Consider the following 15,336-nt stretch of genomic DNA (forward strand, 5'->3'; position numbering starts at 1 on the left):
AGTCTGTTTTGCAATGAGACTTGTGTTTGAGATCGATAGGAGGCTGAAAGATGAATATTCATGAGTATCAAGGGAAAGAAGTTCTCAGAAGCTACGGTGTTGTCGTACCGAATGGGAAAGTTGCGTTTTCTGTTGAAGAAGCGGTTGAAGCAGCAAAAGAACTTGGCACAAAAGTAAACGTTGTCAAAGCACAGATTCATGCGGGCGGTCGTGGAAAAGCGGGCGGTGTGAAAGTTGCAAAGAATCTTGATGAAGTACGTACATATGCAGAAGAAATTCTCGGCAAAGTATTGGTCACGCATCAAACAGGCCCTGAAGGTAAAGAAGTAAAGCGCCTTCTTATTGAAGAAGGGTGCGACATAAAAAAAGAATACTACATTGGCCTTGTCCTGGATCGTGCCACATCTCAAGTCGTTTTAATGGCGTCTGAAGAAGGTGGAACAGAAATTGAGGAAGTGGCAGAAGCGACGCCTGAAAAAATCTTCAAAGAGTACATTGATCCAGTAACAGGTCTCAGCCCATTCCAGGCGCGCCGTATTGCGTTCAGCATTAACATTCCGAAAGAGCTCGTTGGACAAGCTGTGAAATTTATGATGAGCCTTTATACGGCATTTGTGGAAAAAGACTGCTCGATTGCAGAAATTAACCCGCTTGTTGTGACAGGTGATGGCAAGGTTATGGCGCTTGATGCAAAATTGAACTTTGATTCAAATGCTCTGTACCGTCATAAAGACATTTTGGAATACCGCGATCTTGATGAAGAAGATGAAAAAGAAATTGAAGCATCCAAATATGACCTCAGCTATATTTCGCTTGGCGGAAACATCGGATGTATGGTAAACGGCGCCGGTCTTGCAATGGCCACAATGGACATTATTAAACATTATGGCGGCGACCCCGCCAACTTCCTTGACGTTGGGGGCGGCGCGACAGCTGAAAAAGTAACAGAAGCGTTTAAAATTATTCTTTCTGATGAAAATGTAAAAGGAATTTTCGTCAACATTTTCGGCGGCATTATGAAATGCGACGTTATTGCAACGGGTGTCGTAGAAGCGGCGAAACAAGTAAGCTTATCTGTACCGCTGGTCGTCCGGTTAGAGGGTACGAACGTAGATGCCGGTAAAGCAATCTTGAACCAGTCAGGACTTGACATTGTTTCAGCAGATTCAATGGCAGATGGCGCGCAAAAAATCGTTAGTCTCGTAAAATAATCAAGATGTTGACAATAGAAAGGCAGGTACAGGCATGAGTGTATTTATTAATAAAGATACAAAGGTAATCGTCCAAGGCATTACGGGCTCTACTGCCCTTTTTCATACAAAACAAATGCTTGAATACGGCACGAAAATCGTTGGCGGTGTCACACCTGGAAAAGGCGGCACTGAAGTTGAAGGCGTACCCGTATTTAACACGCTGGCGGAAGCGGTAAAAGAAACTGGTGCAAACGCTTCAGTTATTTACGTTCCAGCTCCATTCGCGGCGGATGCGATTTTAGAAGCGGTTGACGCGGATCTTGATTTGGCCATTTGTATTACAGAGCATATTCCAGTGCTTGATATGGTCAAAGTAAAACGGTATATGCAAGGCAAGAAAACACGCCTTGTCGGACCAAACTGCCCCGGTGTTATCACGCCGGACGAGTGCAAAATCGGCATCATGCCGGGCTACATTCATACGAAAGGCCATGTCGGCGTTGTATCACGCTCCGGCACGCTTACGTATGAAGCGGTTCACCAGCTGACGCAGGCAGGCATCGGTCAGTCCACTGCAGTTGGCATCGGCGGCGACCCGGTAAATGGAACGGATTTTATCGATGTATTAAAAGCTTTCAATGAAGACCCAGAAACAAAAGCGGTCATCATGATCGGTGAAATCGGCGGTACAGCTGAAGAAGAAGCGGCTGAGTGGGTAAAAGCCAACATGACAAAACCCGTTGTCGGCTTTATTGGCGGCCGTACAGCACCTCCAGGCAAACGTATGGGCCATGCCGGCGCGATTATTTCAGGTGGTAAAGGAACAGCTGATGAAAAAATCCGCGTCATGAACGAGTGCGGTATTCAAGTAGCAGAAACGCCTTCTGTTATGGGTGAAACATTGATTAAAGTTCTTGAAGAAAAAGGACTATTGGAAGAGTGTAAAACACATTAATCGTGAATGGACGCCTGATTGGATCAGGCGTCTCATTTTGTGTGAATTAAAGGAGGGAAATGAACGTGGATGAAACGACAAAATGGCTGCTAAAACTGCAATATTGTGAGAATATTAGTTGGAAAGATCAATATTTATTATTAAAACATGATCATTATTTAGAAACGCTCTCTCGAATGCCAAGTACCGAATACGCCCAGATTACTGGTCGATCCACTCAACAAGCAGACCTCATTTTACAAAAGCTCCACTCTTTATCATTCAATCATCTTTATTCATCATTAATGAAGTCCTCATCGATCTTTATTCCGATTTACGATAAGCTGTACCCTAAACAGCTAAAAAGGCTGCCACAGCCACCGTGGGGGTTGTTTGCGATGGGGGACGTCAAATTATTGACAACAGAAAACATGCTCGCTGTTGTCGGCGCCAGAAATGGTGATCAGTACGGAAAAGAAGCACTTCAGTCGATCATTCCGTCTTTAATAGAGAGAAACATTTTAATTGTCAGTGGGCTTGCTAAAGGGATTGATGCATTTTCACATGAATTGGCATTACAGGCAGGCGGCAAAGCAATTGCGGTTATTGCGGGCGGTTTTGGGCACTTTTACCCTCAGGAAAATATACAGCTGGCTCAGCGGATTTCAAAAGAAGGATTAGTTTTATCTGAGTATGCGCCAGATAAAAAACCGGAAAAATGGCAATTTCCAGCCCGAAACCGGATTGTGAGCGGATTGTCTAAAGGTGTACTCGTCGTTCAGGCGGCGAAAAAAAGCGGGTCGCTCATTACCGCTTCCTTTGCAATGGAACAAGGAATAGATGTGTTTGCGGTGCCGGGACCTATTACACATCCGCTTTCCGAAGGGGTCCATTCGTTAATTGCAGATGGAGCCAAAATTGTTCATTGTGCTGACGATATTTTAATGGAATTCAAGCAGGAATAAAAAAACTTTTTGCGAAAACAGTTGCAATTTCTGTCAATATCATATAAATTTTGCAACAGAATGATTTTGCAAAACATGTCCTGTTTTGTAACATATAGAGAACAAAAATGAATAATGTAAAAGAGAAACGTTTGACAAACAAGCGGCATCCGCATAATAATATGTCTAATTATTCATTTTACCTCTCGGGGGAGGCTTTATTTTATGTCAGATTATTTAGTAATAGTGGAATCCCCGGCGAAAGCGAAGACAATTGAACGCTATCTCGGGAAGAAATACAAAGTACGCGCATCAATGGGGCATATTCGGGACTTGCCGAAAAGCCAAATGGGCGTTGATACGGAAAATAGTTACGATCCAAAATACATTACCATCCGCGGTAAAGGACCCGTTTTAAAAGAATTGAAAACTGCTGCGAAAAAAGCGAAAAAAATCTATCTCGCGGCTGACCCGGATCGTGAAGGGGAAGCCATCGCCTGGCATTTGGCTCATTCATTAAACATTGATACGTCATCTGACTGCCGGGTTGTTTTTAACGAAATCACAAAAGATGCTATTAAGGAATCTTTTAAGCACCCACGGCCGATTAATATGGACTTGGTGGATGCCCAGCAGGCGCGCCGCATTTTAGACCGGCTTGTTGGCTATAACATCAGCCCGTTATTATGGAAGAAAGTGAAAAAAGGACTTAGTGCCGGACGTGTTCAGTCGGTGGCACTTCGCCTTGTCATTGATCGTGAAAATGAAATTAAAGCATTCGTTCCGGAAGAATATTGGACAATTGAAGCAGAATTTACGAAAGATCGTGACACATTTAGCGCTTCTTTTTATGGCTTAAACGGAAAAAAAGAAAAACTCACATCAGAAGCAGATGTAAAAAAAGTGTTAGCTGCGATTAATGGAAACCAATTCTCAGTGGGATCTGTTACAAAAAAAGAGCGGCGCCGAAATCCGGCAGCCCCTTTTATAACGTCTTCACTTCAGCAGGAAGCAGCCCGAAAGTTAAACTTCCGAGCTAGAAAGACGATGATGCTTGCCCAGCAATTGTATGAAGGAATTGATCTTGGGAAAGAAGGCACCGTCGGTTTAATTACGTATATGAGAACGGATTCAACGCGGGTGTCAGAAGTGGCACAGTCAGAAAGCCTGGATTATATTGTTTCCCAATATGGAAAAGAGTACGTAAAAGAACAAGGACAGAAAAAAGAACCGAAAAAAACGAATGCGCAGGATGCACACGAAGCGATTCGTCCAACTAGTACGCTGCGTGAACCATCTTCATTAAAGGACTTTTTGTCGCGTGACCAGCTTCGTCTTTATAAGCTCATTTGGGAACGGTTTACCGCCAGTCAAATGGCCGCTGCAGTAATGGATACAGTCAGCGCAGATATTGTGAATGGGGACGTAATGTTCCGAGCGACGGGGTCAAAAGTGAAATTTCAAGGCTTTATGAAAGTTTACGTTGAAGGATCAGATGATGCGAATGAAGAAAAAGAAAACTTCCTGCCAAATCTCGAAAAAGGGGATGCGGTACAGTCAGGAGACCTTGATTCTAAGCAGCACTTCACGCAGCCGCCGCCACGCTATACGGAAGCCCGTCTTGTGAAAACGCTGGAAGAGCAGGGTATCGGGCGCCCGTCTACGTATGCGCCAACACTTGATACAATTCAAAAGCGTGGATATGTCGCACTTGATAATAAGCGATTTGTCCCAACGGAGCTCGGGACTATCGTTCATGAATTGATGGTTGAGTTTTTCGCTGATATTATTGATGTTGAATTTACTGTAAAAATGGAACGGGACCTTGATAACGTAGAAGATGGCATGAAGGAATGGGTCGCTGTCATCGATGAGTTTTACAAAGGTTTTGAGGGCCACCTTGAAAAAGCTGAAAAAGAAATGGAGCAGGTAGAAATAAAAGATGAACCTGCTGGTGAGGACTGTGAAAAGTGCGGGCACGAAATGGTCTTTAAAATGGGCCGTTATGGAAAATTTATGGCGTGCAGTAATTTTCCTGAATGCCGGAACACAAAAGCGATCGTCAAAGAGATCGGCGTGAAATGCCCGAAATGTACGAAGGGTAATATAATAGAAAGAAAAAGTAAAAAGCGGCGTATTTTTTACGGATGCGATCGCTTTCCAGAATGCGACTTTCTTTCGTGGGATAAGCCGATTGAACGTCCATGTCCAAAATGTGCAAAGCTGCTTGTTGAGAAAAAGCTTAAAAAAGGTGTACAGATTCAATGTACAGAATGCGATTATAAAGAACAGCCTCAAGCATAAACCAGATTGGACCGCCTGATTTTATTTAATATCAGGCGGTTTTTCATGTTGATTAAAAACATTTTTCTTTTTTTCTATAAGCAGGTAGTGTACAATGCTAAATGGATATATAGGTACGTACCTTTAAAGTGGGGGGAACTAAATATGACTCAACCAATTAATGTAATCGGCGCCGGACTTGCTGGAAGTGAGGCCGCTTTTCAAATTGCAGAACGCGGTCTGCAGGTTCGTTTATACGAAATGCGGCCCATAAAGCAAACACCAGCCCATCACACGGATAAATTTGCTGAGCTTGTCTGCAGCAACTCGCTGCGCGCGAATGGACTAACAAATGCAGTTGGTGTTTTAAAAGAAGAGATGCGCCGCTTGAATTCTGTTATTATTAGTTCAGCCGATGCCTGTGCAGTTCCGGCTGGCGGTGCGCTCGCTGTTGACAGGCATGAATTTGCAGGACATGTAACAGAGCGTGTAAAAAATCATCCGAACGTAACGGTGATCAATGAAGAAGTAACTGAGATTCCAGAAGGCATTACCGTCATTGCAACAGGACCATTAACAACGAGCGGACTGGCTGAGAAAATTCAGGCGCTGACAGGCGAAGATTATTTATACTTTTATGATGCAGCTGCGCCAATCGTTGAAAAAGACAGTATTAATATGGATGTGGCGTATTTGAAGTCTCGTTATGACAAAGGAGAAGCCGCTTATTTAAACTGCCCGATGAATGAAGAAGAATTTGATCGTTTCTATGAAGCGCTCATTGCGGCAGAAACAGTGCCGCTAAAAGAATTTGAAAAAGAGATTTTCTTTGAGGGATGCATGCCGATTGAAGTGATGGCCAGCCGAGGCAAAAAAACAATGCTGTTCGGTCCGATGAAGCCAGTTGGTCTTGAAGATCCACGTACTGGAAAACGTCCATATGCGGTCGTTCAGCTTCGTCAGGATAATGCAGCTGGAACACTTTATAACATTGTTGGTTTTCAGACACATTTAAAATGGGGACCGCAAAAAGAAGTGCTTCAGCTTATTCCGGGTCTTGAAAATATTGAAATTGTCCGCTACGGGGTCATGCATCGCAATACGTTTATTAACTCGCCAAAAGCGCTGCTGTCAACGTATCAGCTGAAAGAGCGTCCGAATTTGTTTTTTGCCGGGCAAATGACCGGTGTAGAAGGGTATGTGGAATCGGCAGCGAGTGGCTTAATGGCTGGTATAAATGCAGCAAGACTTGCATTGGGAGAAGAACCTGTTACCGCGCCACAGGAAACAGCCATCGGCGGCATGGCGCACTACATTACGCACGCCTCGCCGGACAACTTTCAGCCAATGAATGCAAACTTTGGCTTGTTTCCAGTATTGCCGATGAAGATTAAAGGAAAGAAAGAACGATACGAGGCGCTTGCTGAACGTGCATTAGGAAAAATTCAAACTTTTTCGAAAAGTTTGTAAATTTCTTGCGGAGGGTTACTAACATGTGCTATCATTTAGTAGCCCTTTTATGAGGTGGAGAAATGTCTAAACTTTTCAAAAATTATACACATTCTTATTTTGCTTATTTGCAAATTGAAAAAAACAGCTCTGTTCACACGATGAAAAGTTATCGTGATGACCTGGAGCACTTTTTTATGTTTATGAACGAACAGCAGTTAGCAGATTTGACAGATGTCACATACCAGACGGCTCGTTTATACTTAACGCTGCTTCACGAGAAAAAAATGGCCCGTGCTTCTGTTTCTCGAAAAATATCCGCCATCCGCGGGTTTTACCGTTTTTTGATGAGGGAAGATGTTGTAAAAGAAAATCCGTTTTTACTTATACATCGCCCGAAAGGAACGAAAAAACTGCCGTCTTTTTTTTATGAGGAAGAAATGCGGGAATTATTTGAAACAGTTGAAGGGTCAGACTTCCTTTCCATTCGGAACCGTGCATTGCTTGAAATTTTATACGGAACGGGTATTCGCGTAAGTGAATGTGCCGGTCTTACACTTACAGACCTTGATACGCGCCTTGGTGTCTTGCTCGTACACGGAAAAGGTGGCAAAGAGCGGTATGTTCCATATGGCAGCTTTGCCGCAGAAGCAGTAGAAAGCTATATACAAAATAGCAGACCCTTATTAATGAAAAAAGTAGATCATAACAAACTGTTCGTTAATTTTAGAGGCGCGCCGGTCACGACAGGCGGCATCCGCCATATTTTAAATGGACTAATCCAAAAAGCATCGTTATCAGGAAAAATTCATCCGCACATGTTAAGGCATACGTTTGCAACGCATATGTTAAACAATGGTGCAGATATGAGAACAGTGCAGGAACTGCTCGGACATGCCAGTCTGTCGTCTACCCAAATGTATACACATATTACGAAAGAGCATTTGCAGCACACATATCGGAATCATCATCCACGCGCGTAAAGGAGAGAAAATGAAGTGGGACAATTTCACGCAACAACCATATTTGCAGTAAAGCATAACGGATCATCCGCTATAGCAGGGGACGGACAAGTAACATTCGGAAATGCCGTCGTCATGAAACATACAGCTAAAAAAGTACGCCGTCTTTTTAATGGCAAAGTGGTGGCCGGCTTTGCAGGTTCTGTTGCTGATGCATTTACACTGTTTGAGCTGTTTGAGAAAAAGCTGAATGAATACAGCGGCAATTTGCAGCGGGCGGCTGTAGAACTTGCAAAAGAGTGGCGTACAGATAAAATGCTTCGTCGTTTAGAAGCAATGCTGATTGTCATGGATAAAGATAACTTGCTGCTTGTTTCCGGAACAGGAGAAGTCATTGAACCGGACGATGGGATTCTAGCAATTGGCTCAGGCGGCAATTATGCATTGTCTGCAGGAAGGGCATTAAAGCAGTATGCTGTTCAATTATCGGCGGCAGAAATTGCAGAAGCTGCGTTGAAAACAGCGGCGGATATATGTGTGTATACAAACCATAATATCATTGTGGAGGAACTGCAGTGAGGAGTGAAAAAATGAAGCCAAATGCAATGAATATGACGCCTCGTCAAATCGTTGAGCGTCTTGACCAATATATAGTTGGACAAAAAGAAGCAAAAAAAGCTGTTGCTGTTGCGTTGCGTAACCGCTATCGCCGAAGTTTATTAGATGAGACAATTCGCGACGAAGTAATTCCGAAAAATATGCTGATGATTGGACCGACAGGTGTCGGGAAAACGGAAATTGCACGTCGTATGGCGAAGCTTGCAGGTGCACCGTTTATTAAAGTAGAAGCAACAAAGTTTACGGAAGTCGGCTACGTTGGACGAGATGTAGAATCAATGGTGCGGGATTTAGCCGAAACCGCTGTCCGGCTTGTCAAAGAAGAGAAAATGAACGATGTGCGCGAACCGGCAAAAGAAGCTGTGAATCGCCGTCTTGTTGAATTGCTTGTCCCCTCGCGTAAAAAAGGGACGTCAGTCAAAAACCCGTTTGAAATGCTTTTCGGCGGCAATAATGGGCAGCAAGAAGAACCGGAAGAAACCGCAGAAGATATGTCTATTTTTGAAAAACGTCGTGTCATTGAACAAAAGCTTTCAGCCGGCGAGCTTGAACATGAAGTCATTACAGTTGAGGTAGAGGAACAGCCTCCCTCTATGTTTGATTTGTTTCAAGGCTCCGGGATGGAGCAAATGGGCATGAACATGCAGGATGCACTTGGCGGCCTTATGCCAAAAAAGAAAAAGAAGAAAAAATTTACAGTGAAAGACGCCCGTCCTGTTTTAGAACAGGAAGAAGCGCAAAAACTGATTGATATGGACGAAGTGACACAGGAAGCAGTTCGTCGTGCAGAGCAGACGGGTATCATTTTTATAGATGAAGTTGATAAAATTGCGGTAAAAGGCGGTGCGCAGTCAGGAGCAAATGTTTCGCGTGAAGGTGTTCAACGCGATATTTTACCAATTGTGGAAGGATCTACTGTTGTAACGAAATATGGTGCTGTGAAAACAGATTATATTTTGTTTATCGCTGCAGGAGCTTTCCATATGTCAAAACCATCAGATTTAATTCCGGAGCTTCAAGGCCGCTTTCCGATTCGGGTTGAATTAGAAAAATTATCGACAAACGATTTTGTTCGTATTTTAGTCGAGCCGGATAATGCGCTTTTAAAGCAGTACAAAGCATTGCTTGAAACAGAAGGTATCCAAATCGATTTTACCGACGAAGCCGTTCAGCGTCTAGCTGAAATTGCCTTTCATGTAAATGCTGAAACCGATAACATCGGGGCACGCCGTCTGCATACCATTATGGAAAAGCTGCTTGAAGATTTATCGTTTGAAGCGCCAGATATTACGATGGAGCAAATCACGATTACACCACAATACGTAGATGAAAAATTATCTGCTATTTCACAAAACAAAGACTTGAGTGAATTTATTTTATAATCAATCGGAGGAACCACAACATGAATCTTTTAGCAAAAATGAGAAAAATGAACAAAATGTTGCAAAACGCAGCGGGTAAAACAGTAAACTTTAAAGAAATGGCTGAATCTCTTTCTGAAGTCATTGAAGCAAACATTTTCGTCGTCAGCCGCCGTGGTAAATTGCTTGGGTTCGGCGTAAACCAGCAAATTGAAAATGAACGAATGAAGCAAATGCTTGTGGAGCGGCAATTTCCTGAGCAATACACAAAAAACTTGTTTAACTTAACGGAAACATCATCAAATTTAGATGTAAACAGCGAATACACAGCTTTCCCAGTTGAAAACAAAGAGTTATTTCAAAATGGCTTAACCACTATTGTACCAATTGTGGGTGCTGGCGAACGTCTGGGAACGCTCGTACTAGCCCGATTAGAAGAGCAGTTCCATGATGATGAATTAATTTTGGCGGAATACGGTGCGACCATTGTTGGAATGGAAATTTTGCGTGAAAAAGCAGAAGAGATGCAGGAAGAAGCACGCAGCAAAGCAGTGGTTCAAATGGCGATCAGTTCTCTTTCTTACAGCGAACTCGAAGCAATTGAACATATTTTTGAAGAACTCGATGGGAAAGAAGGACTGCTTGTGGCATCTAAAATTGCGGACCGCGTCGGCATTACCCGTTCAGTCATTGTAAATGCACTTCGCAAACTTGAAAGTGCGGGGGTCATTGAGTCGCGTTCACTTGGAATGAAAGGCACTTATATTAAAGTACTGAATAATAAATTTTTGATGGAATTGGAAAAATTGAAATCTAAGTAATTTTAAGGCATCAGCGGAATTTTTACTCCGCTGGTGCCTTTTTTAAATAATTATTTTGTGCAAAAGTTTACATCAATGTATAATACACGTAGGTTTATGACAAATTACAGCCTATATTTATGAAATATGAAATTTTATTGTTATTTTTGTTAAGAAACGTGTCGAAAAATGACTTTTATGTTATATTTTTTAAAGTATATAATTTGTGAAAATAAGAATTTATGAAAATGGAGTGGTTTAATTGAACCTCTTTTCAAATTCAATAACCTCGTTAGAACGAGGTTTGGATTACGCATCGCTAAAGCAAAAAACAATTGCAAATAATATTGCGAATGTTGACACACCAAATTACAAATCTAAAGAAGTGAATTTCAAGAAAATATTGGATGATAATCGAAGTGATTTTCAAAATAACCGTACAGACAAGAGACATTTTGATTTTTCAATGCAACCAAATGGCACGGTTATTGCTGCACGTAACATGTCCTACAACGAAAGTGGCAATAGTGTTGATTTAGATGCTGAAATGTCAAAAATGGCTGAAAATCAAATTTACTATAATGCGTTGACCGATCGGTTGAATTCAAAATATTCTTCTTTGACAAACGTCATTAAAGGAGGCAGATAAATATGTTTAACGGTATGAATATTACGGCATCTGCTTTAACGGCCCAACGGCTTCGAATGGATGTTATTTCATCTAATATGGCGAATGCTGAATCTACGCGGGCTAAACTCGTCGATGGAGAGTGGCAGCCGTATCAACGTAAATCGGTTGTCATGCAGCCAAAGGGAAATTCGTTTTCAAATTTTTTACAAATGGCTTCGAATCGCCAGGAAGCGGGTAATGGGGTAAAAGTGACAAAAATTGTTGAAGATACAGAAACGCCAAACAAATTAATTTATGACACTGAACACCCAGATGCAAATGAAGAAGGATACGTTAGTATGCCAAATGTGGATCCACTGCGTGAAATGGTTGATTTGATGGGTACAACTCGCTCATATGAAGCCAATGTGACTGTGTTTAATGCATCGAAAGCAATGATGACAAAAGCGCTTGAAATTGGAAAATAAGGAGATGAAATAAATGGCTATAGAAGCATTAAATGCTGTCTCTTCCGTAATGACAGGACCCAGCAATGTGAAACAAACAGCAACGCCGTATGAATCGCAGCAAAAATTTGCTGACTTTTTAAAAGATTCGTTGAATGGTGTTATGAAGGCAGAAGCGGGGTCCAATTCATTAACAACAAAAATGATTAACGGGGAAAACGTTGATATTCATCAAGTAATGGCAGCAGCTCAAAAATCAGGAATAACGATGCAGTTAACACTGGAGGTTCGTAATAAAGCGGTAGAAGCATATCAGGAAATCATGCGGATGCAAATGTAATGTAGAGGCATTGAAGTGACCGGGGGATTGTAATGAACGAAAATATAAAAAAGCAGATGGCAAGAATAAAAGAATACTGGAACACCCGATCAAAAAAACAAAAAGTGGTTGGAACGGCACTCTTTGCCTTTTTCGTTCTTTCCTTGTCACTGATTGTTTTTTTTGCGACAAGAACAACAATGGCTCCACTCTACAGTGAGCTTGCGCCTTCTGAAATCGGCGCGGTAAAAGAAAATCTGGATGGACGCGGCATTCCGTATGAAATTACGGAAGGCGGGACGGGTATTCTCGTTCCAGAAGAGTCTGTCGATACACTAAAAGTAGATTTAGCGGCAGAAGGCCTTCCTCAATCCGGAACGATCGATTATAGCTTTTTTAGCCAAAACGCGGGATTTGGTATGACAGATAATGAATTCAATGTATTGAAGCTTGATGCAATGCAGACAGAGCTTGGAACACTCATTCAAGGAATTGAAGGGGTAAAAGATGCAAATGTCATGATCAACCTTCCTCAAGAACAAATTTTCGTTACAGAAGAAGCCGAACAGGCATCTGCATCTGTTGTTTTAAATACAGAGCCGGGTTATCAATTTGATGAAAAACAAATCAAGTCGCTTTATCACTTAGTGTCGAAAAGTGTACCAAACCTTCCTGTTAATAATATCGTCATTATGAATCAAAACTTTGAGTATTTTGATCTTGCTGGTGGAGGAAGCAGTTCAGGAGATTCATTTGAACAGCAGATGGCTGTGAAAAAGCAAGTAGAGCGCGACGTCCAGCGTCAAGTTCAAAGTATGCTAGGTACGCTAATGGGTGCTGATAAGGTTGTTGCAACCGTTACAGCCGATATAGACTTTACCCAGGAAAACCGAGAAGAAAACCTGGTAGAGCCGGTTGATGAAGAAAACATGGAAGGTATTCAAATTAGTGCCCAGCGAATTACCGAAACGTATACGGGCGATGCGGCAGGTGCAGGAGGAATTCCTCAGGCAGAAGATGCGGGGGATACAGCTACCTATCTTGAAGGAGCAACAGGCAGTGGCGATTATGAACGGACAGAAGAAACAATCAATAATGAAGTCAATCGAATCCGTCGTGAAATTACCGAGAGCCCGTATAAAATTCGTGATCTAGGCATTCAAGTGATGGTTGAGCCGCCGACACCGGATGATCCAAATACAATGCCTGACCAAAGCGTAGAAGATATTCAACAATTGCTTGGGAATATTGTTAGAACTTCCGTTGATGAAAGCTATAATACCGATTTGACTGATCAGGCCCTTGAAGAAAAAATCACCGTATCGGTTCAAGAGCTGAACGGAAAAGTTACATTTGAAGAAGAAGCAACTTCTTCTATTCCATGGTGGGTATACCTCATTGGCGGTATTTTGATTGTAATCATCGGTGTGTTGATCTTCATGATGGTGAGAAGACGTCGTGAAGAAGAGGAAGAAGAATTTGAAGATGAGTTTGAAGAAGATGTAGAAGAATTACTGAATGAAACGGAAAGCAGCACACGCCGTAAGCAGTTGGAAAAAATGGCGAAAGAAAAGCCGGAAGAATTTGCAAAACTGCTTCGTACATGGCTGACTGAGGAATAGGGGGATTAGATGGCTGCACGCGAGAAAAAACTAACTGGAAAACAAAAAGCCGCGATCCTGCTTATTTCTCTCGGACCCGATCATTCGGCTTCTGTTTATAAGCATTTATCGGAAGAAGAAATTGAACGGCTGACTATGGAAATTTCGGGTGTGAAAAAAGTGGATACGGATGTAAAGGAAGAAGTATTCGAAGAGTTTCATAACATTGTACTCGCACAGGATTATATTTCCCAAGGCGGAATTGGCTATGCAAAAACGGTACTTGAAAAAGCGCTTGGACAAGATCAGGCGCAAAATATTATTAACCGTTTGACGTCCTCATTACAAGTTCGTCCATTTGACTTTGCGCGCCGAGCGGACGCGGGGCAAATATTAAATTTTATTCAAAATGAACATCCGCAGACGATTGCCCTTATTCTTTCTTATCTGGATCCACAGCAAGCAGGGCAGATTTTATCTGAATTGCCGCAGGAAGTTCAGGCAGATATTGCAAAAAGAATCGCGATAATGGATAGTACGTCGCCAGAAATCATTAATGAAGTCGAAGCGATTTTGGAACGGAAATTAAGTTCTACTGTGACACAGGATTATACGCAAACGGGCGGTGTTGAAGCAGTTGTTGAAGTGCTGAATGGTGTAGATCGTTCAACTGAAAAAACCATTCTCGATGCCCTGGAAATACAAGATCCCGAACTTGCTGAAGAAATCAAAAAGCGTATGTTTGTCTTTGAAGACATTGTTACGCTTGATAACCGGTCCATTCAGCGTGTTATTCGCGATTGTGAAAATGAAGATTTGCTGCTATCACTAAAAGTGTCCAGTGAAGAAGTAAGAGAAGTTGTCTTCCGAAATATGTCACAGCGCATGGTTGAGACATTTAAAGAAGAAATGGAATATATGGGCCCTGTCCGGCTTCGTGATGTTGAAGAAGCCCAGTCCCGAATTGTTGCAACAATCCGCCGCCTAGAGGAAACAGGTGAAATTATTATCGCCCGCGGTGGAGGAGATGATATTATTGTCTAATTTTAGCCAAAATGGGTTTCCAAACGTGAATGAGAGCCCAAAGCGAGTTATTGGAATAAAGCCTTTTTATGCAAATAGTGAGCATGAAGAAATAGCAGTTCCTGATTTTTCCACAGAACGGTCAACGGTTATTGAAGAAGCAAATCGTCAGGCTAAAGTTATTATTGAACAAGCTGAGGCGAAAAAGCAGAAAATCATGTCAGAAGCATCAAATTGGAAGCAGCAATGGGAGCATGAAAAAGAACGGCTGCAGCTTGAGGCGTATGAACGAGCTTTCCAGCAAGGAGCGGAAGAAGGTAGAGACGCCGGCTACCGGGAAACAAGTGCGCTGATCGCTGAAGCAAGATCGATAGTCGATTCATCGAAAATTGAATATGAAAAAAATGTTGAGCGATCAGAACGTACAATTGTAGAGCTTGCTATCATCTGTGCGGAAAAAATTCTTCGTTCAGAATTGCAAAAAGACGATGAATCGTTTATGGGCATTGTCCGCTCTGCATTAAAAGAAGTGAGAAATCAAAAAGAAGTGCAAATCCATGTCCATCCCGAAAGGTACGAATTAGTCATTTCTCAAAAAGATGAAATCGAAGCCCTTTTTCCAAGTGAGGTTAATTGTTATATTTTCCCCAACGAAGAAGCGTACGAAAATACTTGTTTTATTGAAACGTCAAATGGCCGAATTGATGCAGGAATTGACACACAGCTGCATCAGCTTCGTAAAACGCTTCTTCAATTATTGGAGAGTGAGTAA

At 42.2% G+C, this 15,336-nt stretch carries 15 protein-coding genes; all 15 read left to right on the top strand.

Features of this window, described 5'->3' with window-relative positions:
• Window positions 1–50: 50 nt before the first annotated feature.
• On the top strand, window positions 51–1,211 hold the full coding sequence (sucC, locus tag VQ00_RS05510) for an ADP-forming succinate--CoA ligase subunit beta (RefSeq protein WP_046179158.1): 1,161 nt from the start codon (window positions 51–53) through the stop codon (window positions 1,209–1,211).
• Between the two features lie 34 nt (window positions 1,212–1,245).
• Window positions 1,246–2,148, top strand: coding sequence for a succinate--CoA ligase subunit alpha (gene sucD / locus VQ00_RS05515; protein ID WP_046179159.1), 903 nt, complete (start codon window positions 1,246–1,248; stop codon window positions 2,146–2,148).
• A 65-nt stretch (window positions 2,149–2,213) separates the two neighbouring features.
• Window positions 2,214–3,092 (top strand): DNA-processing protein DprA, encoded by an 879-nt coding sequence (gene dprA, locus VQ00_RS05520; protein WP_052728363.1) that lies wholly within the window; start codon window positions 2,214–2,216, stop codon window positions 3,090–3,092.
• Between the two features lie 204 nt (window positions 3,093–3,296).
• Window positions 3,297–5,375 carry a type I DNA topoisomerase gene (gene topA, locus VQ00_RS05525; RefSeq protein ID WP_046179161.1) on the top strand — a complete coding sequence of 693 codons (2,079 nt, stop codon included), beginning with the start codon at window positions 3,297–3,299 and terminating at the stop codon, window positions 5,373–5,375.
• A gap of 144 nt (window positions 5,376–5,519) precedes the next feature.
• Window positions 5,520–6,824: an FADH(2)-oxidizing methylenetetrahydrofolate--tRNA-(uracil(54)-C(5))-methyltransferase TrmFO gene (gene trmFO, locus VQ00_RS05530; RefSeq protein WP_046179162.1), complete on the top strand. Its 1,305-nt coding sequence runs from the start codon at window positions 5,520–5,522 to the stop codon at window positions 6,822–6,824.
• Window positions 6,825–6,886: 62 nt separating this feature from the next.
• The gene (gene xerC / locus VQ00_RS05535) at window positions 6,887–7,786 is read left to right on the top strand and encodes a tyrosine recombinase XerC (RefSeq protein WP_046179163.1); all 900 of its coding nucleotides are present in this window, start codon (window positions 6,887–6,889) and stop codon (window positions 7,784–7,786) included.
• Between the two features lie 15 nt (window positions 7,787–7,801).
• Window positions 7,802–8,344 (top strand): ATP-dependent protease subunit HslV, encoded by a 543-nt coding sequence (gene hslV, locus VQ00_RS05540; RefSeq protein WP_046179164.1) that lies wholly within the window; start codon window positions 7,802–7,804, stop codon window positions 8,342–8,344.
• A 26-nt stretch (window positions 8,345–8,370) separates the two neighbouring features.
• Window positions 8,371–9,765 carry an ATP-dependent protease ATPase subunit HslU gene (gene hslU / locus VQ00_RS05545; protein WP_156153990.1) on the top strand — a complete coding sequence of 465 codons (1,395 nt, stop codon included), beginning with the start codon at window positions 8,371–8,373 and terminating at the stop codon, window positions 9,763–9,765.
• 20 nt (window positions 9,766–9,785) lie between these two features.
• Window positions 9,786–10,565: a GTP-sensing pleiotropic transcriptional regulator CodY gene (gene codY, locus VQ00_RS05550; protein ID WP_046179165.1), complete on the top strand. Its 780-nt coding sequence runs from the start codon at window positions 9,786–9,788 to the stop codon at window positions 10,563–10,565.
• A gap of 241 nt (window positions 10,566–10,806) precedes the next feature.
• The gene (gene flgB, locus VQ00_RS05555; RefSeq protein ID WP_046179166.1) at window positions 10,807–11,193 is read left to right on the top strand and encodes a flagellar basal body rod protein FlgB; all 387 of its coding nucleotides are present in this window, start codon (window positions 10,807–10,809) and stop codon (window positions 11,191–11,193) included.
• Window positions 11,194–11,195: 2 nt separating this feature from the next.
• Window positions 11,196–11,642, top strand: a complete 447-nt coding sequence (gene flgC, locus VQ00_RS05560) for a flagellar basal body rod protein FlgC (protein ID WP_256519619.1) — start codon at window positions 11,196–11,198, stop codon at window positions 11,640–11,642.
• 13 nt (window positions 11,643–11,655) lie between these two features.
• Entirely contained in the window at window positions 11,656–11,961 is a 306-nt protein-coding gene (gene fliE / locus VQ00_RS05565; protein ID WP_046179168.1) for a flagellar hook-basal body complex protein FliE, read from the top strand.
• 32 nt (window positions 11,962–11,993) lie between these two features.
• Window positions 11,994–13,562 carry a flagellar basal-body MS-ring/collar protein FliF gene (fliF, locus tag VQ00_RS05570; protein WP_046179169.1) on the top strand — a complete coding sequence of 523 codons (1,569 nt, stop codon included), beginning with the start codon at window positions 11,994–11,996 and terminating at the stop codon, window positions 13,560–13,562.
• Window positions 13,563–13,571: 9 nt separating this feature from the next.
• Window positions 13,572–14,585: a flagellar motor switch protein FliG gene (fliG, locus tag VQ00_RS05575; protein WP_046179170.1), complete on the top strand. Its 1,014-nt coding sequence runs from the start codon at window positions 13,572–13,574 to the stop codon at window positions 14,583–14,585.
• Entirely contained in the window at window positions 14,578–15,336 is a 759-nt protein-coding gene (gene fliH / locus VQ00_RS05580; RefSeq protein WP_052728365.1) for a flagellar assembly protein FliH, read from the top strand. The genes fliG and fliH overlap by 8 nt, the downstream gene beginning before the upstream one ends.

Origin of the sequence: Domibacillus tundrae (genome assembly GCF_000970675.1) — a bacterium.
Lineage (GTDB): Bacteria > Bacillota > Bacilli > Bacillales > Domibacillaceae > Domibacillus > Domibacillus tundrae.

Bases quoted from the DNA above. Each gene is read 5' to 3' on its own strand.
- sucD (WP_046179159.1), top strand. From the start codon at position 1,246: ATGAGTGTATTTATTAATAAAGATACAAAGGTAATCGTCCAAGGCATT.
- xerC (WP_046179163.1), top strand. From the start codon at position 6,887: ATGTCTAAACTTTTCAAAAATTATACACATTCTTATTTTGCTTATTTG.
- topA (WP_046179161.1), top strand. From the start codon at position 3,297: ATGTCAGATTATTTAGTAATAGTGGAATCCCCGGCGAAAGCGAAGACA.
- fliG (WP_046179170.1), top strand. From the start codon at position 13,572: ATGGCTGCACGCGAGAAAAAACTAACTGGAAAACAAAAAGCCGCGATC.
- codY (WP_046179165.1), top strand. From the start codon at position 9,786: ATGAATCTTTTAGCAAAAATGAGAAAAATGAACAAAATGTTGCAAAAC.
- fliF (WP_046179169.1), top strand. From the start codon at position 11,994: ATGAACGAAAATATAAAAAAGCAGATGGCAAGAATAAAAGAATACTGG.
- hslU (WP_156153990.1), top strand. From the start codon at position 8,371: ATGAATATGACGCCTCGTCAAATCGTTGAGCGTCTTGACCAATATATA.
- trmFO (WP_046179162.1), top strand. From the start codon at position 5,520: ATGACTCAACCAATTAATGTAATCGGCGCCGGACTTGCTGGAAGTGAG.
- fliE (WP_046179168.1), top strand. From the start codon at position 11,656: ATGGCTATAGAAGCATTAAATGCTGTCTCTTCCGTAATGACAGGACCC.
- sucC (WP_046179158.1), top strand. From the start codon at position 51: ATGAATATTCATGAGTATCAAGGGAAAGAAGTTCTCAGAAGCTACGGT.
- flgC (WP_256519619.1), top strand. From the start codon at position 11,196: ATGTTTAACGGTATGAATATTACGGCATCTGCTTTAACGGCCCAACGG.